The organism is Proteus sp. ZN5, assembly GCF_011046025.1.
Classification (GTDB): domain Bacteria; phylum Pseudomonadota; class Gammaproteobacteria; order Enterobacterales; family Enterobacteriaceae; genus Proteus.
In genome coordinates, this window is sequence record NZ_CP047639.1 from 2,330,211 (window position 1) to 2,357,201 (window position 26,991).

The window sequence follows — 26,991 nt, forward strand, 5'->3', positions numbered from 1 at the left end:
GTTTAATATAGAAAAATAAGAAAATTTTAAATTATAGAAAGATATACTACTTAATTTTAAATGGTTACTTTATGATTATTATCTTTAGTTATCTAAGGGTTAAGCGATGATTAAAAATAAAGTAGCTAAAATAAAAAAGCCATTCATTTTGAATGGCTTTTTCCGTCTAAATAATGCTAATTAGTCACACTGGACTTTGATTGCAAGACCACCGCGAGATGTTTCACGGTATTTAGCATTCATGTCTTTACCTGTTTCATACATAGTTTCAATGACTTTATCGAGAGAAACACGAGGTTCACTGGTACGACGGATTGCCATACGTGCGGCATTAACAGCTTTAACTGAAGCAATAGCATTACGTTCAATACAAGGAACTTGAACTTGACCTGCAACTGGGTCACAAGTTAAACCAAGATTGTGTTCCATACCGATTTCAGCAGCAATACAGACTTGCTCAGGACTTCCACCTAATAATTCAGCAAGACCCGCAGCCGCCATTGAACAAGCTACACCAACTTCGCCTTGGCAACCTACTTCAGCACCTGAAATAGAAGCATTCATTTTGTAAAGAATACCAATTGCACCAGAGGCTAAGAAATAACGTAAGTAGGTTTCTTGTGTAACAGGTTCGATACAACGATCGTAGTAAGCCAATACAGCAGGAACGATACCACATGCACCATTTGTTGGTGCAGTGACAACGCGTCCGCCTGCTGCGTTTTCTTCATTAACTGCCAGTGCAAACATATTGATCAGGTCAACGACTTTCATTGGATCGTTTGACAGGCTGTTGCTTGATGTTAATAAGCGATTTAATGCAGCAGCACGACGAGGTACACGTAATGGCCCTGGTAATACGCCTTCTGTATTTAAACCGTGTTCAATACACTCTTGCATTGTTTTATAAACATCAGCGAAATAAGCATTAATTTCTGCTTGAGTATGCAGATCTAGCTCATTTTTCATCATTAAGCTAGAAATGGATAAACCCGTTTCTTTACAGTGTTTTAATAACTCTTCTGCACTTGCATAAGGGTATGAAACTGGCTTGCTATTTAATGTTGATTTACCAAAATTTTCTTCATCAACGATAAAACCACCACCAATAGAGTAGTAGGTTTTTCTATAGACTTCTTTGTCACCTGCTAATGCATGGATTGTCATACCATTTTCATGTAATGACAGATTATCATTGCTGAAATGCATACTTTCTGCTGGAAAATCGACCACCTTTAGGCCGTTTGCTAATGATAGTTTGCCAGTTTCTTCAACTTCACGAATAAAACCGGGAATGCTGTCAATATCGACAGTAGCTGGTGCGTTACCTGCTAACCCCATAATAATTGCGATATCAGTATGGTGACCTTTGCCTGTCAAAGACAAGGAGCCGTAAACATCAACAGCTACGCGAGTGACAGACGCAATCAATTCCTGGCTGACTAAATCATCGACAAATTCTTTACCCGCTTTCATTGGCCCTACGGTGTGAGAGCTAGAGGGGCCGATGCCCACTTTAAACATGTCGAAAACGCTAATCACGTCAGACTCCTTAATAATAAGAGAGAGGGTTAAAAAGAATAAAATATAGTTATTTATAGTAAAGGGATCGTTTTTACGATTATATCGTCCCGTTAATGATGTAGTTTACAACATTTTTTTAAAATAGCTAAGTAGAGTTGTGAAGGCGGTGATAAAAAGCACAGTCTGAATATAAAATAGCGTATTAAGTAATATGCAAAGCGAGTCTATGTAAAATAGCGGCGGTTAACCCCCAAACAAGATGTCCATTATAGGGATAAAAGTAGATACGATGATTTTCACCAGCACGATGAAAATCTAATGGTTGATAATGTTGGGCATTAAGTACATGGCTTAATGGCATTTCAAAGATAGAGGCGACTTCAGCCGGATTATGGCGTAAAGGTAAACCCGCAGGAATAACGCCCACAATCGGAGTGACTAAATATCCGCTAGAACTTTGTAAAGGAGCTAACTGGCCAATAACGGATACAGCATTAGGTGGAATAGCCACTTCTTCATGTGCTTCCCTGAGAGCAGTTGCAATAAGGTTGCTATCTTCAGGATCGCGTTTACCACCGGGTAAAGCGACTTGCCCTGCATGAGAGCGTAACGTTGATGCACGCTCAGTTAATAATAACGTTGGGTTAGGTTTATTGATAATCGGCAGCAAGACGGCTGCCGATTTTTGGGTATGAAGAGGCTGATTTACCTTGTCATCTGGTAATGTGAGTTGAAAACGATTGATAAAAGTATCAATGGGTGTCATCGACAGTAGACTCACTTAAAACAGTTAATATTTGCCCAAGTTTATCGAATGTTTCTTGGTACTCTTTTTCAGCTATGCTATCAGCAACAATACCACCACCTGCCCAGCAGTAAATTTTATTTTTTTCAGTTAATAAAGTGCGAATACTGATGTTGGTGTCCATTGTGCCACAAAAACTGATATAACCAATTGCACCACAATACCCATGGCGACGATGAGGTTCAAGCTCCTCAATGATCTCCATCGCTCTGATTTTCGGTGCTCCAGTGATAGAACCACCGGGGAAAGCCGCTCTTAATAAATCAGTTGCTGCTAGATGAGAAGGTAACTGCGCTGTAATCGTACTGACCAAATGATGCACTGCTGGGAAGCGTTCAACAACAAATAACTCTGGCACTTTTACTGAGCCTGTTACTGCAACTTTGCCAATATCATTACGCATTAAATCAACAATCATTAAGTTTTCAGCGCGATCTTTACGCGAATTTGCTAATAGTTGTGCTTGTTCATTATCTTCTTCTGGCAATGCTTTACGAGGTAGCGTTCCCTTTATTGGATGTGTTTCTATTTTATTATCAGCTAAATGAATAAAGCGCTCTGGTGAAACACTAATCACAAAATTGTTGGGTAAACACATAAATGAAGAGAATGGCGCTTTATTGGCTTGATTTAATGTTAAGAATGCATTCCATTCACTACCTGTATAATTTGCACAAAAACGTTGAGCTAAATTAACTTGATAGCAGTCACCCGAAAGTAAGTATTGATGGATTTTAGCAATTTTCTCGTTATATTCATCACTACTAATGTTTGATTGCCAATCGGTTGTTAAAGCAAATGTAGTATCAATAGATGTAGACGTTTGACTTTCTAGCCACTGTAAGCGCTCATCAATATTGTGATAACTAATTAAAGTGGCCTTTTTTAAGTGATGATCGACAATAAGCGCCCAATCATAAATACCTATTGCCATATCTGCGAAATTAAGTTCACTTTTCGCTATTTCAGGTAAAGTTTCAAAACGACGACCTAAGTCATAACTCCAAATACCTAAAGCGCCCCCCAAAAAAGGCAACGATTCATTATGCTCTGGGTGGAAATTGAATTGTTCTAGCGTAGATTGAATAAGTGTAAAGGGATCTTTTTTAGAACGTTTCACCGTACCCTTTTTTTCTTTAATGGTTGTTGTTTGCTTACGCGTTTCCAAAGTGACAGCCGGATCGGAGACAACAATATCAAAACGGTTATGAGGATGTTCGGCAAAGCCAGAATGAAGTAAACTAGACCAAGGCAATGACGCAATAGGAGAAAATACCCGTAATGCTAGATCAGGGGTATAAGTTAATTCACGTTGTTGTAATTGCATATCCATCTTATGACCATATAAACAAAGTGTATTATTCGCACATTAAATTGTAATCAAAAAGATTACATTCATGTAAATACAAAATAGACGTTAATAAAGATAAGAGTAACATTATGTTTCTAGGAATGCCTACATTAACACATGAAGAACAACAAAAAGCAGTAGAAAAAATTCAATCTCTTATGGCTGAGGGAATGAGCAGCGGAGAGGCAATTCAGTTAATCGCCCAAGAATTAAGAGAGAAACATACAACCCGTGAATCTGTTTCCATCATATTTGATGATGAGAATGAATAAAACATTTTTTTAACAAATGTCACAATTGTGTTATTGACCATGTGCTATGCTTAATGAAAACACATCCTGTTTTAAAGGATATTTTCGGGAGGTTATATGAAATTAAGCAAGTTTATTGGTCAAACAGGGATACTTGGAGCAGGTCTTTTACTTGCTGTTTCCTTTGGAGCATCTGCAGAAAGTATCGAAAAGGTTAATAAAGATATTGTGCGTTCTGCTCCCTTTGCGAGTTGCGTTAATTTAGATAACAATCAACTTGTTACAAGAGTAAAAAATGATTATCTACAAAATCGTTTACCTCGCTGGCAAGATGATAAAAATGCATTAGGATCAAAACCTGTTGCTAGTATTAATGCCAATGAAGTTATTAAGATGGATAATAACTATCAGATGGTATTGAATGTAAGAGGGGCGAGAACAGATCTTCGTTACAATGTTCAAGTCAATTGTGATGACAATACTATTACTTATGTTTCTCCTAAATAATAGATAGGCGATAGTAAGTTTTAGTTAATCTATTGAAAGAAAAAGAGATAAACCTAGGTTTATCTCTTTTTTTTACCATTATCAAAATAACGAAGAGTATCTGACTATTTTTTTACCTGTGGTTCATAAGGTAAACGAGAATAGTGTTGGCTTCTTGCGCGATAAAATACCAGCCTTTCTTGAAAGTAAGCATGAAAAGCTTGAGGTTGCTCTCTTAAAACAGCATCTGCTACAACGGGCATGTTATAGCGTTCTTTAAAAGCGACGCCTGAAGCAGCTAAACATATATTTAGCTTATCTTTTTCTTCTTGTGTCAATTCTGAAAGGTTATAACCCATTATTTATCCCTCTAAAACGATATAAGTAAGGTAAAAGAGCATGCTTATTAATGCAAGCAAATAAAGATATTAGTCATAAATGTGTAGTAAAAATGATGTATTTTATTTGGAGTGATTTTTAATCAAGGCTATTAAGTATAACAATAAAATCTTATTCCTCTTTAATTGTTATACCACTTTATGGGTAATTCAAATAAGGTTAATGATAAAACAAACATTTTCAATCCTTATTAAATAGATTTTAAAATAGAGAAAAAAGCAATTTACCTATGAAAAGAGTAAATAATATGAATATTTAATTTGATTTAGATCAATGAAAAGAACGAAGGATTTTGCATTAAAAATAGGTAAATAATGTTAATTTATCAATTAGGTGTTTTATGTGTTTTTATTTTGCATTATTTGACAGAGGGTTACGATAAGGCGCTGAAATATTGGGATAAAAAAATGCCCTGTTGGGGAAACAGGGCGAAAATTAATACAACACCAGGGAAAAATATAGTATAAATAAAATTAACTAAATGGTTAATAGGTAAACTTACGTGATTCTGCATTTTTTTATTAATATGAAATAAAGTGTTATTAAACTTTAATTAATGTTCAAAAAATAATGAGACTATTAATGAATAGCAAGTGAATAAAAAAGAGAAGAAAAATCAATCAATACTATTCATTAAAAATGAAAGATAAGCGATCATGTTAGAATTAATACATTAGGAAAGTATGAACAAATAAAAATGTAAAGTTATTTTTTATCACACCTTAATATCTTATTAATATTAAAGCAATTTTATCGATAAAACAATATAAAATATTTATTGTTAATTGTTGTAAAAATCTTTATTTCTTAAATGTTAATTATCGAAATGTTGAGTCAGATATTAAAGAATGTCTTAATTAACCACTTTAATAATTTATTTAAACTTTATTTTAGATAAATAGAGAAGATTATTAATTGATGTTTTTTTAATCTGTTTATTCTTTTTTCTAAAATGACTGATTAACTTAATGACTAAAGTATTTACTTTACTTTTATGAGTTAATGAAATAAATAAATAATTATTTATCTTAATGATATGTATGGTTTTTTTATTTTGTAATATTGTTTATTTTAGTTAACGAGATAATTAAATTAAAATAATAACATGTAAAAAAATAAACAAAAAATATACATCCAGTGCGATGTTGTGTTACATTTGGTTCGCTTTTCACACAGTAATTTTTGATATTACTTTAAGACGGATTCGAATCAGTAATTGACTTAATTACACGATATCTGCTTACTTTTTTATTTCAATAGCGATGTAAGGATAGGTTATATACGTTATTATATAAGGGGATTAATTTGACAGGGCTAATAAACTTTGCGAATAACATTTTATGGGGATATGTTCTTATCTACTTACTTCTTGGAGTAGGTATTTACTTTACTATCCGTACTGGATTTATACAAATCCGACATTTTAGTCATATGTTCTCTATTTTAAAAAATAGCCACAAGTCAGATAAATCAGGGATCTCTTCCTTTCAGGCATTATGCACTAGTTTAGCTGCGCGTGTAGGTACTGGAAACTTGACGGGAGTCGCAATTGCTTTAACAGCAGGTGGCCCTGGCGCTATTTTTTGGATGTGGGTAGTTGCTTTAATTGGTATGGCGACATCATTAATAGAAAGTACGCTCGCGCAACTTTATAAAACAAAAGATGATGATGGTAATTACCGTGGTGGTCCTGCTTATTATATGACTAAAGGATTGAAAATGCGCTGGATGGGTGTTCTCTTCGCCATTTTCTTGATTATCGCCTTCGGTTTAGTTTTTAATGCTGTTCAAGCCAATTCTATTGCTCAAGCCACAGCATCTGCCTTTAATTTTGATCCACTCTATGTGGGGATCTTTTTAGTACTAACCAGCGGATTTATTATCTTTGGTGGCCTGCGTTGGATTGCACGAGTTGCTGAATTAGTTGTTCCTATTATGGCAACGGCTTATTTATTATTGGCTTTTTGGGTTGTTGCAGATCATATTGAGCGCTTACCTGAAGTTTTTATTTTAATTTTTAAAAGTGCCTTTGGATTACAAGAAGCTGCTGCGGGCGCAATTGCTTACGGTATTAGCCAAGCGATGACACAAGGTATTCAGCGCGGTCTATTTTCTAATGAAGCAGGTATGGGGTCAGCACCTAATGCCGCGGCTTCAGCAACACCTTATCCACCACACCCTGCATCTCAAGGTTATATCCAAATGCTAGGTGTTTTTATGGATACCTTGGTTATTTGTAGTGCTACTGCGGTGATTATTTTATCATCAGGCGTACTCGATAGTTATCCAGAAGGCATTAACGGTATCCAATTAACACAATTGGCATTGTCATCGAGTGTGGGAGGTTGGGGAAGTACGTTTATTGCGATTGCCATTTTCTTCTTCGCTTTTACCTCTATTATTGCTAATTATGCTTATGCAGAAAGTAATATGATTTTCCTTGGGCGTAATCACACAACAGGGTTATTTCTTTTACGTTCAGCGGCTTTAGCTATGGTGATGTTTGGTGCTTTAGCGGATATGCCTCTTGTTTGGAAAATGGCCGATCTCTCAATGGGATTAATGGCAATGACTAATTTAATCGCAATCATCTTGCTTTCTGGTGTCGCTTTAAAATTAGTTAAAGATTATAACCAGCAACGACAAGCCGGTTTACTGCCTACATTTGATATTCGCCAATATCCAGAGTTGCAAGATGATATTGAAGAAGGGATTTGGGATGAGAATATTGTTCCTGATGAGCCTTTAGTTCGATGTGAAAAAGTGGGCAATAACTAAAGTAATAATAAAAAAGCGTCAAAACACATAACCCATATTTTTTAATATGGGTTTTTTTATTACAATTTAACTTTGGGAATATTAAATCAAGGATCAGAAATGAGGTCTAGTCGGTATTACATAGGATTACTTATTGCAATAAGTCTCTTAACCAGTTGTGCCAAGCAATCAGAATTTATTGATAGAGGTGAATATATAGTTAAAGTTATTCCTAATAAGCAGGAAGCTAATGACTGTGTAAAATATCTGGTGATGCACTATACCGCGCTAGATGATGAACGCTCACTGAAAGTTCTTACTGGGGGGCGAGTCAGTAGCCATTATTTGATCCCTACACATCCTTCATCTATTGACGGAAAGCCAGTGATCACTTCATTAGTGGATGAAAGACAAATCGCATGGCATGCGGGTATTAGCCAGTGGGGAGATGCAACTAGCTTGAATAATTGCTCCATTGGAATTGAGATAGTCAATCTGGGTTACCGTGATAATGGTAAGTTTAGGTATTGGTATTCTTATACCGCAGATCAAATTGTGACTATGTCAGTAGTGATGAAAGATATTATTGAACGTTATGATATCGAGCCTCAAAACGTTTTAGGTCACAGTGATATCGCACCTCAAAGAAAAGTGGATCCGGGGCCTTTATTCCCTTGGGAAAGATTAGCAAACCAAGGAATAGGTGCTTGGCCTGATAAGGAGTTAGTGCAAACTTATTTAGCAGGTAGAGATCCTTCAGAGCCTGTTGATGTGGCAAATTTCCAAAAATTATTACAGCAATATGGTTATCAAACACCAACAAATGGTGTGTTAGATAATAAAGCACAAAAAGTCGTGAAGGCCTTCCAAATGCATTTTAGATCGACAAAAGCCAATGGGATCCCTGATGCTCAATCAGAAGCGATTTTAAGGGCATTGATTGAAAAATACCGGATTTAAAATTTTATGTGATAATTAGACAAGAAAAAAGCGTCTCCAATATGAAATTTGGCAGACGCTTTTTTTATCAACTTATAATCAGTATTACAAATTAGGTATTATATGCTGATTATTTTGCTGTATTTCCTACTGGAAGGTTTTCTTCTTTAAGGTTTAAGCTAACAACCAGCGAAATTACAAATGCAATCACACCGGGTAATACCCAACCTAAACCATAATCAGAAAGTGGAATATAGCTAAATAATTGTAGTAAATCAGCATTTAACCACTTCAATTGTTTCAATGTGTCGAAAAGGCTCATCAAAACAATGATTGCAATGGTAAAGCGATAGGTAAAGCGGGGTGCTTTTAATTTATTACGAATAAATTGTAGCAATACCAATGTGACTGATGTTGGATAAATCATTAATAACGCAGGAATGGTCACACGCAATAAAGTATCAAGGCCGAACGTTGATACAATTGTGGTCATTAAGGTAAAGACAACAACCCAAAAGCGATAGCCTAAGCGATGATGGAATGTCGCAAAGTAGTCCGCAGCAGCACTTGTTACACCCACAAGAGTTGTCATACTGGCTAATAAAACAATACCGCCCATCAACCAAGTACCCACAGAGCCAAATAGTGCATCAACATAACGTGAGAAAATTTGACCACCGTTAGTGGCATTGAGTGCAGGATCTGCAAAAACAGAAACAGAATGGCTAGTGGCGCCTAAATAGAAAAGGCATAGATAAAGTGCAGCTAATAGTAAAACTGAAATCATGCCAGCTTTTACGGTAATAAAGCCTATCTGACGCGGTTCAGTAATACCTTTGGTATATAAAGCACGAGCAACGATACCACCAAATGCCATGGCAGAAAGGACATCCATGGTTTGGTAACCATCAATAAAGCCAGAGAAGAAACCATTTACCGCATAAAGACCTGTTGGTTCACCAATTGGGGAAATCGGTTTAGCTACAACAGCAATGCCCACAACTACCAGCAGGACTAACAGTGCCGGAGTCATAAACTTACCAATGGCGCTGATCATGGTGCCTTGTTTTAGCATGAAGAACATACTAGTGATATTGAAAATAAGTGCAAAAGTAAGGTGTGTTGCCGTATTTTTCTCAACAAGCCCTAAAGGTAAGAAACCCATTTCATAAGCGGTATTGGTGACACGAGGCATTGCAAAAGTAGAGCCTACGATAAGGTACAGCGCTACCCAGAAAATAACGGCAACCCATGAAGGCAAATCAACAGAAAGGCGCTCACCACGTCCACGAATTGCTACAATAACCAAAGTAAGGAAAGGGAGTAAGACACCCGTAACAAGAAAACCTAAGGATGTACTAAACCAGAGGTTTCCTGATTGAAAACCCGCCATAGGGGGGAAAATAATATTACCAGCACCGAGGAAGAGTGCAAAAACCATCATTCCAAGAACGAGCATATCTTTTGTAGAAAGCATAACTAAAACTACCTGTCTGTGAAGAAAATATATAAATGATTTATATTTGTTATTCTACATTTAGCTTACTTAAGAGCTTAATATGTTGTGAAAATGCAGTTTGAATAACGAAAAGTGAATTGATAGTAACAAATTCTGAAGGATATGTAAGAAGAAAGGCAGGTTTAACGTTTATCTAACAATAATTATAGAATAATAAAAGGCTATTTTTTTAGTCAAAAAGCAGTGTGATCCTCTGCTAAGGATCACAATTGCTATATAATTTTGTAAACATTCGCGATAAAACACAAAAAAGATCGTGTTTAAATAAATTTATTGATAGCGACTGCAACACCATGCTCTTCATTAGAAAGTGTGACGAATTTAGCAACTTTCTTCACTTTTTCAGGCGCATTTCCCATCGCAACACCTAATCCTGCATATTTTAGCATTGCTAAGTCGTTACCTTGATCACCAATACACATAATTTTTTCTTGTGTGATTTTTAAATGTTCCGCCACTTTCTGAATAGCACTTCCTTTATTAACATTGGTATTCAACACTTCAATAAAATAAGGAGCACTACGTAGTATGCTATATTGTTCATAAATATTAGCAGGAAGATATTGAATGGCATTATCTAAAACGGTAGGTGCATCAACAATCATAAACTTACTAAAACGCATATCAGATTGCATTTCATTAAGAGGGCGATAATAAAGCGGTGTCCAAGATAAGAAAGCTTCTTGGCAGGTGAAATGGCTAATATGGCGATTAGTGGTATAAATTTTATTGTCACTAATGACGTGAAAATGAACGCCTATCTCACGAGCGAGATTTTCAAAATAGAGGTAGTCTTCAAAATTGAGTAAATCCTGAATAATGACTTCACCATTATCTGCTTGATGAATTTGGCTACCATTATTACTAATACAGTAACAATCCGAAGTATCAAGACCGAGTATCTTTAAATAAGGGGAGATGCCATTAAAAGAGCGCCCTGAAGCCAGTACAATCTTAACACCCGCTTCTTTGGCTCGTTGAACAGCCTCTTGTACTTCGGGTGTGATTTCGTGTTGTTTGTTGAGTAAGGTTCCATCTAAATCAATAGCGATAAGCTTAATACTCATTAGCATCCCCATATAAAATAAAAGCAATCATGATAAAGGAAGGACGAAGCGGTCTATCATCACATAGCTTGAGTATTATTTATGTGACATTTAAGGCTATCTGCATAATGTCACATAAATGGAAGGGTTAATCACAACAAGGTGATTGTAAATGTAAAGGCTGTTTGGTTTCTAAAATGATCTCTTGATTTTGCCGAAAATCGAAAGGCGTGATGCCATACTCTTTACGGAACATATAAGTAAAGTGAGATTGTGAACCAAAGCCGAAATCAAGGGCGATATCGAAGATAGAGCGTTCACTGGTACGTAATAAATGAATAGCGCCAGCTAATCTACGCTGACGGATATACTTTCCTAAAGAGGTGCCTGTGACTTCTTTAAAGATTTTCTGCATGTGCCAAAGAGAATACCCAGAATAAGCCGCCAACTCTTCAAGATGGATAACCCGGCCTAAATGCTCCTCAATCCATTTACTTAGCGCGCAAACCAATGCGAGATGATTATCTTGTGGCATTACAGTTCCATTCTATCAATGAAGTTAAGGTAAAAATCAAAATTAACTCCCTAATCTTATACAAAAAATGGCAGACAGAGAAATCCATATTAATGGATAGCTATCTCTAATCGTTGGCAAAATGTGTAATTAAATAATATAAGGTCATTTTGCATACAGTTTAGAGCGAAATAATGCAAATTATCTGAAGTCTGTCGAGGAAGCGTTTACCTTTCATAATGAAAGTTATGCTAAATTTACTCATAGAGATAATTGATTGCGGATTTTATAACAACAACTCCCTGTCTTGTTATCGTATTTAAGCGAATGCTTATAATGTGATAAGCCATATTAACAAAATGTATTTAAAGGATTTTAAATTGAACGCAAAGAAAATAATTATTAGCTTAATTATTGCATTGGCCATTACCTTTGGCCTCTATCTTGTGGCTTTAGATAATTTTTGCGATCGAGGAGAGGATTTCCAACAAGGTCTTTGCCGCTTTACCACATTATTCCCCTCTAAACATCACTAAAAGATAGCTTTTCTTATTATTTTTCGCCTAGCATAAAATGTATTTGTTATTCAAGTCGGAATAGTGTTTTAATGGTGGCTTGAAATAAACAAAATCGTAAACATTAGTTTACACTTTAAGTTGATAAGATAATAAAGAGAAGAGGATGTATGGCGAGAGAGTCGCAACAGACAGAACTTAAGCGCGGTCTGAAAAATCGACATATCCAGCTAATTGCGCTGGGTGGTGCTGTCGGCGCTGGTCTGTTTCTTGGTATAGCGCAAACAATTAATATGACAGGTCCATCAGTTATCTTAGGATATGCTATTGGTGGTTTTATTGCGTTTATGATCATGCGCCAATTAGGCGAAATGGTTGCCGAAGAGCCAGTTGCGGGTTCGTTTAGTCACTTTGCTAATAAATATTGGAGCCCATTTGCAGGCTTCTTATCTGGTTGGAACTACTGGGTAATGTTTATTCTTGTCGGCATGGCAGAATTAACTGCGGCAGGTAAATACATTAACTATTGGTTACCCGATATTCCTGTTTGGGTTTCTGTTGCTATCTTCTTTGTAGCAATCAATTTAATTAATCTGATTAACGTGAAAATGTATGGTGAAACAGAGTTCTGGTTTGCCATTATTAAAGTATTGGCGATTGTCGGAATGATTTTGTTTGGAAGCTACTTACTGGCGAGTGGTAATGGTGGCCCTCAAGCTTCTGTCAGCAATTTATGGGAGTTAGGCTTTTTCCCTCATGGTTTTACGGGATTTATGTCTGCATTAGCCATTGTAATGTTCTCTTTTGGTGGACTTGAGCTGGTGGGGATCACTGCCGCTGAAGCTGAAAATCCAAAAGTCAGTATCCCGAAAGCGACTAACCAAGTTGTTTATCGTATTTTAATTTTCTATATCGGTTCGTTATTAGTGTTACTTTCACTTTATCCTTGGACTCAAGTTGTTAAAGGTGAAAGCCCATTCGTTCTAATTTTCCATAACTTGGATAATTTTCTAATTGCGAATATTTTAAATGCGGTGGTATTAACAGCTGCACTGTCTGTTTATAACAGTGGTGTTTATTCTAATAGCCGCATGCTTTATGGTTTGGCAAAACAAGGTAATGCGCCACAAGCACTTTCTCGCATTAATAAACGCGGTGTGCCAGTTGTGTCGTTATTATTGTCGGCAATTGCGACGTCATTAGGTATTTTAGTTAACTATTTATTACCTGATCAGGCGTTAGAGCTATTGATGGCGTTAGTTGTTACTACGTTAGTGCTTAACTGGATCATGATCTGTTTGGCGAATTTAAAATTCAGAGCTGCAAAAAACAAAGAGGGTGTAGAGCCTTTCTTTAAAGCACTTTGGTATCCATATGGTAACTACATCTGTCTTGCTTTCTTATGCATGATTTTAGTGATTATCTTATTTATGCCACAAGTGAATATTTCGGTGATTTTAATGCCATTCTGGATTGCATTCTTATGGGTTGGATTTAAGATTTCCCGTATGAAGAAAACACCTAATAGTACTCAAGCAAGCCAAGATATTTAAGTTATTACAGATTGATTGAGTCATTTTGTTGAATAAGAAAAACGCATCTAAATGATGCGTTTTTTTTATGTTCTATTTTTATTGCTTACATTTATTCTGATAGACAAAATAAGGAAACTACTGCCAACGTAACCAAGCAAATAACACATTACCGTTGTTATAAGTTCCTGGTACATAGGTCGCTTGTAGTGAAAGATGCCCGTAGCCGACGGAAACTAACGGTAAAGGAAGTGGCATAGGAATATAGTCATATTCATGGCGCGCTGTAATACTTAGCGTAAATCCTGCGCCCATACGGAACCCGTCTCTATCACCGGGATACCACATTTTCTCAAAACCATAGCCCATAATAGGCTGTACTCGGTTATTTGAATCCATAAATGCCATTGCATAAAGAGAGTGCCAATCACCATCATTATCATAACGATATTTACCCATACCAAAGCCCCAAGGTGTTTCGTTATAGCGATCAGTTTTTTCTTTATCGTAAGTAAAACGGTTATGCCAAGTCCATACTGGTAAATAGTAATTATATTGGTCGTTATCCCAAGTTTGATTAATATTACGCTTAAATTTTCCCCAGTAGCTCTCTTCATTATTAGGTTGAGACGCATTACTGGTGATTGGTTGGTTTTCTGTCGTAATAATCTGATGGGTATTTGTATTATTTTCAGAAGCGAAAGCAGAAGTAGTTAACGCAAGTGAAAACAGCGTTGTAGCTAATACGCTAGAGTGAAAATAGGATGATGACATAATATAACTCCGAGTACGGCATAAACAGTGATTCTGGTGATGACAAATAAACATTACTAATAGTGTTATTTAATCGACAAGTATTTAAGATAAGAGGTATCTGAAACTTTACTTCTTAAATAAAATCTTAAGAGATTAGAATCGGTTAAGAAGAAAATGAGTAGATTTATTGTACTTATAAACGTAATTTTGTCTGATATTAAATGCTGTTATTTTTTTATGGTAATATATTGTTTTTAATAAAAAATTAATTTTTTATTAGATTTAAAATAAATAACTGATAAATAAGGCCTTCAAGATATAATTTAGACTTAGTCATTTTCAACAGAAAAAATCTACAAAATATCTATTTTTATGACTTAATTGAAATATTGATATCAATTCGAGATAAATTTAATATCAATAACATCAATTTATCAAAAGAGATAAATTTCCAGCAGGATAATAGAGTAACGAATAAGAAGAGTTAAATAAAAAAAAGAAAAACTCTGTGTTGGTTTATAAATCGTTTAAGTGGTATAAGTTTTTTTAGCGTAATGCCGATTTTTTGTGCAGATTATCCCGCAACAAAAATATGTGGATAATGTTTATTCACACATTTTTAGGAAATATATTGTTTATTATTGAGATAATTTTTCTTGGCTAATGATAAGTAGCCGATGGGTATCGTGATCTTTACTCCAGTAATAATTTTCCCATTTTTCATAAAGTTCATCTAAACAGTTTATCGTAGTTAGTGAATGAATACCTTTTGTTCTATTTGAAAGAGATATAAAATATTTTTTGCTAAAAGCCCATGAAATCATTATGTCCCAAAATCGTTTATTTATCCCTAGTTGGTCTTCTAAAGTGATCATAATGTGATAATCATTTAGGATGTGATGGACTATAGATCGTGGAAAATCATTATTTGCATCACGATGTTTAGAAAGACGGGAACGCCAAACTTTTATTTGAGTACACGTTGTTTTTCCATAAACAATATCTTGCCGAAGTCTAAGTTCAACAAGGTAGGCTGTTTCACTTTCTTTATCTGCGGTGATAAGTCTGTATTGATCTTTACGTAATGATTTAACTAAACGGTATCCGATTGGAATTTCAAAATAATTTATTGAAATATCGTTAACTCCTTCATTTAAAAAGTGAATTGTATTTTCAACATTGGCGTTATTTATTCTTAATAATTTATCAAGATTTATATTATAGTCTTTATAATTCATTGATTTTATTATGTTATTTCATTTGATGATCTATCATATTCACTTCTTCTGATAATTAATATATCGATTATCGTTAAAACGGATAAAAATATACAAGGCGATCCTCGCTGGTTACTAGCATCTTTATCTTGAGCATGCGATACTCTTTATCGCCTGAATTTACAGGCTTTGGCTCGGGGCGCCTTATGGCTGAGATGAACCCGTATAACCTGATCTGGATAATGCCAGCGTAGGGAAGTCAAGGTAACTCTGCTGATTAACAGAGCCCGACTTTTCTGTAACTGGTGAAAGGAGGAGTTAATCAGTGAGATTCAATGCATTGTCTATCGCAGGCACCGATCCTAGTGGTGGTGCTGGTATTCAGGCTGATCTGAAAACATTTTCCGCACTGGGTGTTTACGGCACAACAGTAATGACAGCACTTGTTGCTCAAAATACCTGTGGTGTTCGTCGTGTCTATGATTTATCCCCCGATTTTGTTGCCGCTCAATTAGATGCTGTCTTGTCTGATGTTCGAATTGATAGTGCCAAAATTGGTATGCTCTCTAATGCCGCGATTATTGATGTGGTTTGTGACAAACTTCAGCAATACGCCATTCCTTTTGTTGTACTTGATACCGTGATGATTGCAAAAAGTGGTGATCCGCTATTGCAACCAGATGCGGTTAATAAAATGGTTAATCAGCTGTTGCCTCTGGTTGATTTGATCACGCCTAATTTACCTGAAGCGGCAGCACTGTTAGGTTGTGAAGTCGCTCAAGATGAAACAACGATGAAGCAACAAGGTTATGCTTTGCTAAAACAAGGATGCAAAGCGGTGTTGATGAAAGGGGGACATTTAACTGAAAATGAAAGCCCTGATTGGTTATTTACTCAAGATGGTGAGTGGCGATTTACTTCAAAACGCGTTAATACAAAAAATACCCACGGTACAGGATGTACTCTTTCAGCCGCTTTGGCTGCTATTCGTCCTCAAGTCTCTGATTGGCAAACTTGTGTTGAACAAGCAAAAGCCTATTTACAACAAGCATTAGAACATGCCGACAGTTTAGAAGTTGGGCAAGGTTTTGGTCCAGTACACCATTTTCATCGCTGGTGGTAATGTGGCTTACAACAACACTTATCTTAAATAGAGTCTTTATGGCTCTATTTTCATTTTTATGATCAAACTCTCTAGATAATTAACACTGTCCTCAATATAAACAGCCTGTATATTGAGGAACTAAGGTAAGATATATTTTATTTTCAATAAGGGATGATATGAATACTGCTTTTCAAAAGCCACGCTGGTTACGTGATTTACTTCGCTTTATTCCATTGAAAAGCCAGTTTGTGTTATTCGGTAATGTGCGCGACTTACAAGCTAGTGAAGTTGCACCCAATGTAATAACACCACTGCCTTTTAACCAGTCACTTTATAACAGTTTGTATGAAGTGGGTTACGTTCATATCATCACTTACACGCCGTTAGCTGGGTTTCAATGGGTCGCTAATCCTACGCAATCTTTACTAGATGGCGCAATGTTAATGCAACAATTAGGATTAACTGTCACGGGCGATCGCGCATCAGGCAATATCGATAGCTTAAATAGCGTATTAGAAAAGTGGCAAACAATAACGGGTCAGCCGATTGCGTTATGCATTGATTTCGCCTCTTGTTTGCTGTCTCATCGTGATAATCTTACGCCTGCCGAACATAGCTTATTTACACGAGCATTAGTGACTTCTCACCAAGCTAAAGCAAGACCGGCTGGTGAACATAATCAACCTTTCTTTAATAGTGTTTTTTGGGTAGTGGAAAAAGAAACTGATCTACCGGATTGGTTTACCGTTAATAATCCTCGAATTCGAGCCATTCCTGTTGCAAAACCTGATAGTCAGATCCGCAGAGCGTTAGCACCTAATTTATTGGTGTCATTAGCTGGTTTTTCATCGCTTATAGAGAGTGAAAAAGAGTCGCTTCTTAATGATTTTATCGATGAAACAGAAGGGCTATTACTGCTGGATTTAGTGGCGATAGTGCAATTGGCGCGTATTGAAGAAGTGGAAATAACGCGAATTAGTGATGCGGTAAGACGTTACAAAGTCGGTATTACGGAAGATCCTTGGCAAAAAATTGATAAACAAAAAATTCGTAATGCACCACAAGTTATACAACGTCGTGTTAAAGGACAACAACACGCGGTTACGCATTTATTAGATATTATTAAGCGTGCAATGACAGGCGTAGGTAGCAATAAAGGCGGAAGACCTCGGGGCGTATTGTTTTTAGCAGGGCCAACGGGGGTAGGTAAAACTGAGTTAGCGAAAACGGTGACACAACTGCTGTTTGGCGATGAAAGTGCTTATATTCGTTTTGATATGTCTGAATTTAGTGCCGAACACGCAGATCAACGTTTAATTGGTGCGCCTCCGGGTTATGTTGGTTATGACTCTGGCGGTGAATTAACCAATGCTATTCGCGAAAAGCCTTTTAGTGTTGTGTTATTTGATGAAATAGAAAAAGCACATCCTCATTTAATGGATAAATTTCTACAAATTATTGATGATGGGGTATTAACCTCGGGGCGTGGTGATCGCGTCTATTTTTCTGAAGCTTTAATTATATTTACCTCAAATCTTGGGATTTATCGCGTTGATAATAATGGCGAAAGAGTGGCGAATGTTCTGCCTCATGAACCTTTTGAAAATGTCAGCCGTAAAGTGAAAAGTGAAATAGAGCGTCATTTTAAATTGGTTTTAAATCGACCTGAATTATTAAACCGTATTGGTGAAAACATTATTGTCTTTGATTTTATTCGAGAAGATGTTGCAGAGCTGATATTTGAACAAATGGTCGCAAATATCTTATCTGGCCTTGATAAACAATCCCTCACATTGTCGATATCAGAAACGGCTAAATCGACTTTAAAATCCTACTGCTTATCTGACTTATCAAATGGTGGTCGTGGTATTCGTAACCAATTAGAGGTTTATTTAATTAATCCGCTCTCAAGAGCTATTTTTGACAGTGATTTGGCAGTCGGAAAAGCCTATCAAATTGCTGACATTCAAATAGGTGAAATGACCAATATTATTTTGGTGCCACAGGCAAATTAATGCAGATCAGTTTATCTCGAATTCACTTTCCAGTGACAACATTGGGGCCAGGAAAACGAATTGGTATCTGGTTTCAAGGATGCTCTTTACGCTGTAAAGGCTGTTTATCGCCAGATACATGGGAAAGCAAAGCCGAAAGCACCTCAGTTGACATGCTTATTCAACAAATTCAACCTTGGTTTGCATTTGCTGATGGTATTACGATTTCTGGTGGTGAACCTTTTGAACAACCAGAGGCGCTGTATGTGTTATTAATTGCATTACGTCAGCAATTTGCAGGGGATATTTTTATTTACAGTGGTTATCACTGGGATGAGATAGAACCTCAAGTTACTAAAATGTCAGGCTTAATTGATGCGTTAATGAGTGGTCGATATCAAGTGGAAACTACGCAAAGTTTGATGTTACGAGGTAGTGATGATCAGCAACTCCATTGTTTAACAGCGATGGGGAGCGCGCGTTTCAATGTTTTTGATAGAAATGTGAACGAAGAAGATAAAGTGCTTGATCTCTCAATGGATAACCAAGGACGTATTTATCTTACAGGTATTCCTCAAAAAGGCGATATGGCTCGTTTGCGTGAAGTATTAGCACAACAAGATATTCAATTAAAACAGATAAAAAGATAAGAGAGATGGAATAAAGGATGACCATGATACGTTTTTGTCCTCACTGCCAAACTGAGCGTCAGTTAACCGAGATTTTCTGTGCAGGACAAGTGAATGATAAACCCTGTGGATGGGATCTAACGATTGAACCTATTCATGAGTCAGGGTGGCGTCCATCTCCTCCAATATCTTCTATTGAGACATCTACGATAATTCCCGACCTTACTGATATTCAGCCTAGAAAGTGTGTTAACGGACACTTGATGGGAGAAGATGATTTTATCTGTTTTGAATGTGGTGCTGATCCGGTTGATGAGATTGAAAATAACGACGTTAGCGATAATGAAACGTTTAGATTGATTGGCGATTGGCGTCTTGAGCAACGTATCAATTCTATTAATAGTGAAAGAGAGCGCTATAACGTAAGTAATATCAAAACAGATCAAGAAGGCGTATTAACACTCTATCTTAAAGGCGAAGAGCCTGATCCGGCTATTTATCAAGTTTTAAATCTGATTTCTACTGACCATATTCCCGTGTTTTACGAAACAGGTCGATGGGAGAATCGCGCTTGGCATGTTACTGAGCGATTAAATGGTGGTTCACTAGGCCAATTTATTGAGCGCGGTGATTTTTGGCAATCGGATGAAATTAATGTATTAGTCTCCGAATTAGGTACGGCGATTGCGGCATTAACTGAACATGGTGTGCGCCATCGTGCTTTAAAACCCTCAAACTTGATGATCCGCTCTCGTGATCCTCTTGATATTGTGGTGATTGAATATGGTTCAGCATGTTTATCTGAGTTCGATCTCGATATTGTCTCTCCACTTGAAATTTCACGTTATAGTGCGCCAGAAATATTAGCGGGTGGTGTTTCGGCGGCATCAGATTGGTGGAGTTTGGGGATCATTTTACTTGAGCAATTAACGCAAGGCGCCTGTTTTAAACATATCCATGATAATGCGTTTTTAATTCAAGTCATGACCAATGGTGTTGAATTACCGGATAATTTAGCTCCCAACATTCAATTACTTTTACGTGGTTTACTTTGCCGTGATCGCTTTCAACGCTGGCAATGGAATGAAGTTAATGCGTGGTTACAAGGTTTAGCGGTACAAGCGCCTGATATTAATCACAACAATGGAAGCCAGCAATATTATCAATTTCAATTTGCAGATCATCAATTCAATCAACCTGATGCATTTGCGATGGTGGCTGCACAAGCACAATATTGGGATCAAGCAACGGAATTACTTATTCATGGTGAAATCACGACTTGGTTAAGCCAATTTGATAATAGTGAAAAACAAGCTGCCCAATTGCAGTCATTAGTTGAAAAACAAGATATTGAGCCAAGTCTACGTTTTACTCTCGCGTTACGAATTTTAAATCCTAATATGCCATTGATTTACCGTGGCGAGATCATTACACCTTCATGGCTTTTAGAGTATCCCTTATTAGGTTATCAATTAATTTGTCAGCCTCTTACCACTGAACTGCAATCTATTGATGAGACACATTGGCTTGTTCAGCTCTATTATCGTCAATGCGCTGTTCGTGAGAGGGCACAGCAACAACGTATTCCATTAAATGAAGAAAGCTTACGGCTTTATTTGTTAATCACCTCTTTAAGCCAATTAGTGGCTCGTTGGGAGATTATTCGTGCCGAATTTCCTGATGCCTATAATGAAAATCTACGAGTATTAATCGATCGTAAAAACATGCATGAAAATGACTATATTTTGTTATTAAGTGCAGAGATTGGGCAATATATTACGTTAGATTCACTGGTGAATAATGCGGCTAAATTAGCCAGTAATCTTGCGATTAAGACGTTTGATAAACAACAAGCAAAAATATTATTAGCCACACCTCGATATCAACTTATTGAACAACTAAGTGAAAGAATAGGGGATTTTAAGCGTGTTAATATCGATGCTATTGATAGATGGGCTGATGATTTTCTTTTAACTCGTAGATTGCCTCTTGAGCATATTATTGTGATGCTCTGTATTCCTATCGAGCAATGGCAAGTACCTGAATCGCAAAAATATATTTTAGAGGTATTGCATTTTTTTGCTAAGAAACTAGTTTCCACAAGCCAACGCGGTAATTTAGTCAGAATGCGTTTAACGCCAAATGCGGGGCGTGTTGATTTAACTGAATGCTGTTTTGATAATGAAAAAGCGACAAACTTACTTGAGCATTTAATTAACCGTAAGAAAAGGCTGTTTTCATTAGAAGGGGAAGTATTACGTCAACGTGAAAAATTAAATAATCGCTTGTGGCTATTACAACAGAATACTCAGTCTTACCAACGAGATACGGGTATTAATGGCATGTATTTAGGCTTTCCTTTTTTAGTGCTAAATACGCAACCCAATAAAATAAAACCACGTATTGCACCGCTTTTCTTGTGGCCTATTTCAATGAATATTTTAGGTGGTACCCAAGGTGCTGTGCAAATTGGGTTTGATACAGAGCGTGCATCAGTACGTTTAAATCCTGCTCTGGCGAATTTTGTTGGTATTCCTGCGGTTAATGAATGGCAAAAAGTACTCGATAGTTTAATGTCACAAACAGGCCTGAGTGTCAGTGAAATGATGAGCACACTTTCGTCGTTATTAATCACAACTGAACATTCACTAAGCCCATTACCTTCATTAACTGAAGAAATACCAGAAAACAGTGCTTACATTCATTGTTCTGCGGTGTTGTTTCACACCTCTTTTATTGGGCAAATGATAAGTGCTGATTTACAACAAATTGCCAATTTACCTATCAACGGCACAGCTCTTGCCACCATGTTGCAAGTCAATACACAGGCACAAACGTTAGAAACACAAGATCTATTGGTAGATAACTATTTACTGTCGTTGGCAGATCCTTCTCAAAATACCATTATTCAAGCTGCAAGAAAGCAAACAGGGTTGTTAATAGAAGGGCCTCCAGGAACAGGTAAAAGCCAAACTATTGTTAACTTAATTGCTGATGCGATAGGGCGACAAAAAACAGCACTGGTGCTTTGCCAAAAGCCTGCTGCACTGGATGTAGTGTATAAACGATTAGTTGCAAATGGCTTACAAGATAGAGTGTTGATTATTCATCAAAACCCTAAAGGGCGAGAGATTATCTCAGCAATTAGAGAACAACTACAATTAGAGCGTAAACGGCAGTTGATCGCAGATGTTAAGCAAGATAGGCCTTTTAATCGTGATAGAACGCTTAACTTAATTCAATTTTATGAAACAACATTAGATGCCTACTATAAAGCGCTATATCTAACGGATAAACAATACGATTATTCATATCGAGAAGTGTTATCTGCATTACTTGAGTTAGAGTCGCAACAAAAGCTAGCAACAAGTTCGGATGAATTAGCCACACTGCTTTCTCAATATAATAAAACAACGTTTGTTCAGCTTGTCGATAACTTAACGTTATATGGTTTAGATTGGTATGCGATTAATTATGAAAACACACCATTAAATGGTGTTACATTGTTTTTGCCTGAAAGTACGTTATATCGCCAATTTAATGAAAGTATTACGCTATTTATTGACGCAGAAAAACAGCGTGATACGGCATATAGCTCGCCTTATCAACAAATCACAATCGATAAATTAACGACTCACGAAACTGCACTTAAACAATGCAAACAGCAGTTAAAAAATCGCAATGACCAACAATGGGATAATTTATCACGTTGGTTAACCTTGTTTTTAAATGAGCAAGGTAAGCAAAATAAAGGGGAGCAGTTGATCACTCAATTGGCGCAATTGGAAACACGTTTGCAGCAAATTGATAGTGAAGGTTGTGATCCTTTAATTTTCCGCTTACTGGCTCCGTTAGATAATGCAACATTAGCGACGTTATCAAGAGCGGCAGTTGATAAGATTAACCCTTCATTTTTACGCTTCTTAAATCCCTATTATTATAGTAGAAACAGTAAGCTAAAAGACTTTATGGCACAAAGTGGTATAGAAGATAAAGCTGAACAGTATATTACGCTACATAAAACCATCACCACAGAACAACAATGGCGTTTGTTGCACCAAGAGTTGCAACCTATTTATCAACAATTAGGACTAGAACAGCACCTCGATCGACAAAATGCACAGTGGCAGAACACAATAAATACGGTGATTACTGAGCTTAAAGCCAGTGACAATGATATTGCGATATTAGCGTTATATCCTCAACCTGAACATATTGTTGAGTCCATTCAATCAGCGAAAAAACAGGGCTTTGAACAGCAATGTTTAGAAATTGAAAATGCCATTTTTCGTGCTAAAGCACAGCAAACTAGCCTCGCTAAATTAGCTGCCTTACAAGAAACTCTCACCGAACTCTGTTATCAGCAATTTTATGATGCGATTAATCAAGGTGAGTTGCTGACAGCCAGATTGCAGCAATTAGCTCAAAGCTTACCTTCTTTAAGTCAATTTCAGCTATTTCGAGAAAGAACAACGCATTTTACGCACAATGATTGGCAAGTTTTAGCATTATCACGCCAGTTACTTGATGAAAGTTCATCTTCTAACCCTGTGGAACTTTTAAAAGCAACATTGAGTCATTTGTTTTATGTTGCTGTTAAAACTGAAATTGAAATAAAAAACACAGTATTAAAAACGCATACTGCTCAAAAAATGCGGGAATATATTGAAAAGCTGACAGAAAACTATCAGCGATTACAACAAGTTAATCGTGAGCTATTAACTGAAAATATCGAATTATCAAGGATTGAAAGTGCGCGTCATTGGGAAAGAATAACACGCTTAACTGGGCCTAGAGCATTACGGTTACGCGAGTTTATTGACGAAGCGACTCAAATGGGATTGTTAAGATTGCGCCCTATTTGGTTGATGACGCCAGATGTGGCAAGCCAAATATTGCCTTTAAAAGCAGGGCTTTTTGACAGCGTTATTTATGATGAAGCTTCACAAATGCCTATTGAATTTGCATTACCGACGCTATATCGCGGTAAACAAGCGATTGTGAGTGGTGATGAGAAACAGATGCCTCCTTCATCTTTCTTCAGTGGTAAATTTAGTGAAAATGAAGACGACGAAGATAACGAGGAAGATGAACAACAAGAGAAAAGCAGTGAGCAATGGGATCCAAGCCAGATTTGCCATTGTCCTGATTTACTTCATCTCGCACGAACTGTATTGCCTATTCATACCTTAGATATTCACTATCGCTCGGCATTTAGAGAATTAATTAATTTCTCAAATTATGCTTTTTACGAGAATCGATTAAATATTCCGGCTCAACACTCAGCGAAAACCATTAGTACAGTAAAACCACTGCACTTTATGGCGATTAATGGCACTTATATCAATCAAACCAATGAAAAAGAGGCATTAGCAATTGTTGAGCATTTAGCGACATTATGGCAGGTGCCTTTTGATAAACGTCCTTCTGTGGGAGTGGTGACGTTTAACCAAAAACAAGCTCAATTAATTAACCAATTTATTCGTGATCGTAATGACTATGATGTGGATTTTTTAAGGGCTTACACCGAAGAATGTGCGCGGTTGGATAACGATGAAGATATGTCGTTTTTTGTGAAAAACGTCGAAAATGTGCAGGGTGACGAGCGAGATGTTATTTTGTTTTCAACGACGTTTGGTCGTAATGCACAAGGTACGTTTAGGCGTAATTTTGGTGTGTTAGGGCAAACAGGGGGAGAGCGCCGCTTAAATGTCGCGATCACCAGAGCGAAAAAGCAAGTGGTGATCATGTCATCAATGCCGATAGATGAAATCTCTGACTTATTAAGTACCAATAAACACCCTGAGATCCCTCGTGATTACTTACAAGGCTATTTAACTTACGCGAGTCATTGCCATCAGATTAATAAACAAGAGGAAAATAAACGTTTATTAGCCCGTTTATGCCGAACTCAAGCCAGCGTGGCACTGCAAGATCAGGTAAACGATCAGTTTGTTATTGATGTGAAACGCTTTATTGCGTCTCAGGGATATCATATTGCACCATCACAACAAGCGGGTATTTTTTCTTTTGACTGTTTAATTGAAGATAAGCATCAAGGCAAATTATTGATGGGAATTGAGTGTGATATGCCACAACATGAGTGGTTATCTCAGGCTTGTGCGCGTGAGTTATGGCGAAAAGATATTTTGCGCAAAGTTGTGCCTTATCATTATCGTATTTTATTGACACAATGGTTTTATCATCGCCAAGAAGCGCAACAACAACTTCTTGAAGCCTTACAATATGCCTCTTTACTGAATGAAAAAGTGAGTGAATGATGAGTTCATCAGTACATTATATCTCTATCAAAGAAACTACTGTTATCCGCTATCATCGACAATTAGCGAATAGCAAAAAACAATTCAAGCAATGGAAGGCATTAGTTGAACAACTTACATATCAAGACGAACGTGTGAGCCAAATTGAATCGACTTTTAACGCATTGGTTAAAGATAATCAGCAATTGGATGCATTAGATGCTCATTCAGTGAGTCGATTAACAGAAAAATTAGGCCAGTTTATTGCACCGTTACGACAGGATATGAAAAACCTACGCGAACAAGTGATTGAAGAAAAAGCGCTTGCACGTCATATTCAACAGGGCAAACAAAAATCATCGGGACTGTTAAGACAATTAAAATCACAATTAGCATCCTACAGTGTTTTGAACGCTGAAATTGAACTGAGCGAAAACATGAGCGAGAAGGAAATTAGCTTATTACTATTTCGTGTAACGGGTGAAATAGAGGCGCAACAAGCACAACTTAGCCCTATTCAATCTGAATTATTGACGCAATTAAAAGCGCAATCTACATATAGCCAACAGTTATGGCAAAGTGGTGAGTCTCAAAGCCCATTTACACAACAATGTCATCAAATTGAATTGATGATTGAAAAGTTACGGCTGGTAGGGAATGAAGTAGAAGCCAATCACCATGCAAATCAGCTTATTGAAATACAGAAAATTTCTGATAGCAAGAAACAGCGGTTACTGGCAGATTCAATGATAATGAATATGGCTGAAAGCTTGCGTAATAGCATAAGACGCATTGATTTAATGGAAGAATTAATACGTCTATGTGCAGAGCTTGAAAGCTTTGATGATAAAGAGATGTTGACTCTGAGTCGTGATACAGAAGCGATAGCATCATTAGCAACAGTCGAACAACTTGATGTGATGATCGCTAAGCTGAAACACGCAATTGAAACTCACGAGCAACAACTTTCGATGAGACAGCAATGCGAAGCCGTATTAGCTGGCTTAAGTGAGTTAGGTTATGTGGTGCATGAAAATGCAGTAAATTCATGGCTTGATAATGGGCAGGTTGTTGTGTCTCATGCCACTATTCCTGATTATGGCTTAGAGTTAGGTGGAAAACAGGCGCGTTTTCAAGCAAGAACGGTGGCGTTAACACATCAACGTGATACGACGCGTGATAAAGATGTTGATGCTATTTGGTGTAGTCAGCAACAGCAATTACAAACGATTTTGGCGAAGTCCCACGCAGAGTTATTGATTGAGCGAGCATTGCCTGCAGGGCAAAGTGCAATGAAAGTGATAGAGAGTGAAGATATTGCTCATCAACATACAGTAACACAAGTGCAAAAACCAAAAACGTTTAGCCGCTAAACAATAAGCAATAAAAGCC

20 protein-coding genes and 1 riboswitch are annotated in these 26,991 nt (G+C 36.9%); of the genes, 11 read left to right on the forward strand and 9 right to left on the reverse strand.

Translation table 11 applies throughout. The features are described 5' to 3' along the window. Positions 1-180 precede the first annotated feature (180 nt). The 3 genes from GTK47_RS10755 to pabB all read right to left on the reverse strand — a co-directional run bounded on the left by GTK47_RS10755 (position 181) and on the right by pabB (position 3,662). The gene (locus tag GTK47_RS10755; protein WP_165123088.1) at positions 181-1,542 is read right to left on the reverse strand and encodes an L-serine ammonia-lyase; all 1,362 of its coding nucleotides are present in this window, start codon (positions 1,540-1,542) and stop codon (positions 181-183) included. Positions 1,543-1,726: 184 nt separating this feature from the next. Then, positions 1,727-2,290 carry a CoA pyrophosphatase gene (locus GTK47_RS10760; RefSeq protein ID WP_165123090.1) on the reverse strand — a complete coding sequence of 188 codons (564 nt, stop codon included), beginning with the start codon at positions 2,288-2,290 and terminating at the stop codon, positions 1,727-1,729. Next, positions 2,277-3,662, reverse strand: a complete 1,386-nt coding sequence (gene pabB, locus GTK47_RS10765; RefSeq protein ID WP_165123092.1) for an aminodeoxychorismate synthase component 1 — start codon at positions 3,660-3,662, stop codon at positions 2,277-2,279. The genes GTK47_RS10760 and pabB overlap by 14 nt, the downstream gene beginning before the upstream one ends. Positions 3,663-3,769: 107 nt before the next feature. On the opposite strand from pabB, the gene GTK47_RS10770 reads away from it, so the two are divergent. Together GTK47_RS10770 and yebF are read left to right on the forward strand one after the other, a co-directional pair. Then, positions 3,770-3,952, forward strand: coding sequence for a YoaH family protein (locus GTK47_RS10770; RefSeq protein ID WP_165123094.1), 183 nt, complete (start codon positions 3,770-3,772; stop codon positions 3,950-3,952). 96 nt (positions 3,953-4,048) lie between these two features. Next, positions 4,049-4,438 carry a protein YebF gene (yebF, locus tag GTK47_RS10775; protein WP_075674065.1) on the forward strand — a complete coding sequence of 130 codons (390 nt, stop codon included), beginning with the start codon at positions 4,049-4,051 and terminating at the stop codon, positions 4,436-4,438. 104 nt (positions 4,439-4,542) lie between these two features. Here yebF and GTK47_RS10780 read toward each other — a convergent pair whose 3' ends face one another. Further along, positions 4,543-4,776 carry a DNA polymerase III subunit theta gene (locus GTK47_RS10780; RefSeq protein WP_165123096.1) on the reverse strand — a complete coding sequence of 78 codons (234 nt, stop codon included), beginning with the start codon at positions 4,774-4,776 and terminating at the stop codon, positions 4,543-4,545. Positions 4,777-6,121: 1,345 nt separating this feature from the next. Between GTK47_RS10780 and GTK47_RS10785 the strand changes: the two genes are divergently transcribed. Together GTK47_RS10785 and GTK47_RS10790 are read left to right on the forward strand one after the other, a co-directional pair. Beyond that, positions 6,122-7,594: a sodium:alanine symporter family protein gene (locus GTK47_RS10785; RefSeq protein WP_088495266.1), complete on the forward strand. Its 1,473-nt coding sequence runs from the start codon at positions 6,122-6,124 to the stop codon at positions 7,592-7,594. Positions 7,595-7,693: 99 nt separating this feature from the next. Next, positions 7,694-8,533 (forward strand): N-acetylmuramoyl-L-alanine amidase, encoded by an 840-nt coding sequence (locus tag GTK47_RS10790; protein WP_165123098.1) that lies wholly within the window; start codon positions 7,694-7,696, stop codon positions 8,531-8,533. A 109-nt stretch (positions 8,534-8,642) separates the two neighbouring features. Here the strand turns inward: GTK47_RS10790 and brnQ are convergent, their stop codons facing one another. From brnQ to GTK47_RS10805, 3 genes are all read right to left on the reverse strand, one after another. Then, positions 8,643-9,989: a branched-chain amino acid transport system II carrier protein gene (gene brnQ, locus GTK47_RS10795; protein WP_165123100.1), complete on the reverse strand. Its 1,347-nt coding sequence runs from the start codon at positions 9,987-9,989 to the stop codon at positions 8,643-8,645. 302 nt (positions 9,990-10,291) lie between these two features. Beyond that, on the reverse strand, positions 10,292-11,098 hold the full coding sequence (gene yidA / locus GTK47_RS10800; protein WP_165123102.1) for a sugar-phosphatase: 807 nt from the start codon (positions 11,096-11,098) through the stop codon (positions 10,292-10,294). Positions 11,099-11,225: 127 nt separating this feature from the next. Next, complete coding sequence (locus GTK47_RS10805) at positions 11,226-11,612, reverse strand: helix-turn-helix domain-containing protein (RefSeq protein WP_165123104.1); 387 nt, start codon at positions 11,610-11,612, stop codon at positions 11,226-11,228. 338 nt (positions 11,613-11,950) lie between these two features. Between GTK47_RS10805 and mgrB the strand changes: the two genes are divergently transcribed. Both mgrB and GTK47_RS10815 read left to right on the forward strand, forming a co-directional pair. After that, positions 11,951-12,127 carry a PhoP/PhoQ regulator MgrB gene (gene mgrB / locus GTK47_RS20515; protein ID WP_164996175.1) on the forward strand — a complete coding sequence of 59 codons (177 nt, stop codon included), beginning with the start codon at positions 11,951-11,953 and terminating at the stop codon, positions 12,125-12,127. Positions 12,128-12,276: 149 nt separating this feature from the next. Further along, positions 12,277-13,659: an amino acid permease gene (locus GTK47_RS10815; protein WP_165123106.1), complete on the forward strand. Its 1,383-nt coding sequence runs from the start codon at positions 12,277-12,279 to the stop codon at positions 13,657-13,659. Positions 13,660-13,776: 117 nt separating this feature from the next. On the opposite strand, the gene pagP is transcribed toward GTK47_RS10815, so the two are convergent. Both pagP and GTK47_RS10825 read right to left on the reverse strand, forming a co-directional pair. Beyond that, entirely contained in the window at positions 13,777-14,412 is a 636-nt protein-coding gene (gene pagP, locus GTK47_RS10820; RefSeq protein ID WP_165123108.1) for a lipid IV(A) palmitoyltransferase PagP, read from the reverse strand. Between the two features lie 620 nt (positions 14,413-15,032). Next, complete coding sequence (locus GTK47_RS10825) at positions 15,033-15,632, reverse strand: hypothetical protein (protein ID WP_165123110.1); 600 nt, start codon at positions 15,630-15,632, stop codon at positions 15,033-15,035. A 164-nt stretch (positions 15,633-15,796) separates the two neighbouring features. Further along, positions 15,797-15,885, forward strand: a riboswitch (TPP riboswitch). A gap of 51 nt (positions 15,886-15,936) precedes the next feature. Here GTK47_RS10825 and thiD point away from each other — a divergent pair. From thiD to GTK47_RS10850, 5 genes are all read left to right on the forward strand, one after another. After that, entirely contained in the window at positions 15,937-16,734 is a 798-nt protein-coding gene (gene thiD / locus GTK47_RS10830) for a bifunctional hydroxymethylpyrimidine kinase/phosphomethylpyrimidine kinase (protein ID WP_165123112.1), read from the forward strand. Positions 16,735-16,892: 158 nt separating this feature from the next. Next, positions 16,893-18,731, forward strand: a complete 1,839-nt coding sequence (locus GTK47_RS10835) for an AAA family ATPase (protein WP_165123114.1) — start codon at positions 16,893-16,895, stop codon at positions 18,729-18,731. Continuing rightward, positions 18,731-19,360, forward strand: a complete 630-nt coding sequence (locus GTK47_RS10840; protein ID WP_165123116.1) for a 4Fe-4S single cluster domain-containing protein — start codon at positions 18,731-18,733, stop codon at positions 19,358-19,360. The genes GTK47_RS10835 and GTK47_RS10840 overlap by 1 nt, the downstream gene beginning before the upstream one ends. A 17-nt stretch (positions 19,361-19,377) precedes the next feature. After that, positions 19,378-25,620, forward strand: a complete 6,243-nt coding sequence (locus tag GTK47_RS10845) for an AAA domain-containing protein (RefSeq protein WP_165123118.1) — start codon at positions 19,378-19,380, stop codon at positions 25,618-25,620. Beyond that, positions 25,617-26,972, forward strand: coding sequence for a hypothetical protein (locus tag GTK47_RS10850; protein ID WP_165123120.1), 1,356 nt, complete (start codon positions 25,617-25,619; stop codon positions 26,970-26,972). Before GTK47_RS10845 ends, GTK47_RS10850 begins: the two co-directional genes overlap by 4 nt. Positions 26,973-26,991: the final 19 nt, after the last annotated feature.

Bases quoted from the DNA above. Each gene is read 5' to 3' on its own strand.
- GTK47_RS10760 (WP_165123090.1), bottom strand. From the start codon at position 2,290: ATGACACCCATTGATACTTTTATCAATCGTTTTCAACTCACATTACCA.
- pabB (WP_165123092.1), bottom strand. From the start codon at position 3,662: ATGGATATGCAATTACAACAACGTGAATTAACTTATACCCCTGATCTA.
- GTK47_RS10770 (WP_165123094.1), top strand. From the start codon at position 3,770: ATGTTTCTAGGAATGCCTACATTAACACATGAAGAACAACAAAAAGCA.
- yebF (WP_075674065.1), top strand. From the start codon at position 4,049: ATGAAATTAAGCAAGTTTATTGGTCAAACAGGGATACTTGGAGCAGGT.
- GTK47_RS10780 (WP_165123096.1), bottom strand. From the start codon at position 4,776: ATGGGTTATAACCTTTCAGAATTGACACAAGAAGAAAAAGATAAGCTA.
- GTK47_RS10790 (WP_165123098.1), top strand. From the start codon at position 7,694: ATGAGGTCTAGTCGGTATTACATAGGATTACTTATTGCAATAAGTCTC.
- brnQ (WP_165123100.1), bottom strand. From the start codon at position 9,989: ATGCTTTCTACAAAAGATATGCTCGTTCTTGGAATGATGGTTTTTGCA.
- yidA (WP_165123102.1), bottom strand. From the start codon at position 11,098: ATGAGTATTAAGCTTATCGCTATTGATTTAGATGGAACCTTACTCAAC.
- GTK47_RS10805 (WP_165123104.1), bottom strand. From the start codon at position 11,612: ATGCCACAAGATAATCATCTCGCATTGGTTTGCGCGCTAAGTAAATGG.
- mgrB (WP_164996175.1), top strand. From the start codon at position 11,951: ATGTATTTAAAGGATTTTAAATTGAACGCAAAGAAAATAATTATTAGC.
- GTK47_RS10815 (WP_165123106.1), top strand. From the start codon at position 12,277: ATGGCGAGAGAGTCGCAACAGACAGAACTTAAGCGCGGTCTGAAAAAT.
- pagP (WP_165123108.1), bottom strand. From the start codon at position 14,412: ATGTCATCATCCTATTTTCACTCTAGCGTATTAGCTACAACGCTGTTT.
- GTK47_RS10825 (WP_165123110.1), bottom strand. From the start codon at position 15,632: ATGAATTATAAAGACTATAATATAAATCTTGATAAATTATTAAGAATA.
- GTK47_RS10835 (WP_165123114.1), top strand. From the start codon at position 16,893: ATGAATACTGCTTTTCAAAAGCCACGCTGGTTACGTGATTTACTTCGC.
- GTK47_RS10840 (WP_165123116.1), top strand. From the start codon at position 18,731: ATGCAGATCAGTTTATCTCGAATTCACTTTCCAGTGACAACATTGGGG.
- GTK47_RS10845 (WP_165123118.1), top strand. From the start codon at position 19,378: ATGACCATGATACGTTTTTGTCCTCACTGCCAAACTGAGCGTCAGTTA.
- GTK47_RS10850 (WP_165123120.1), top strand. From the start codon at position 25,617: ATGATGAGTTCATCAGTACATTATATCTCTATCAAAGAAACTACTGTT.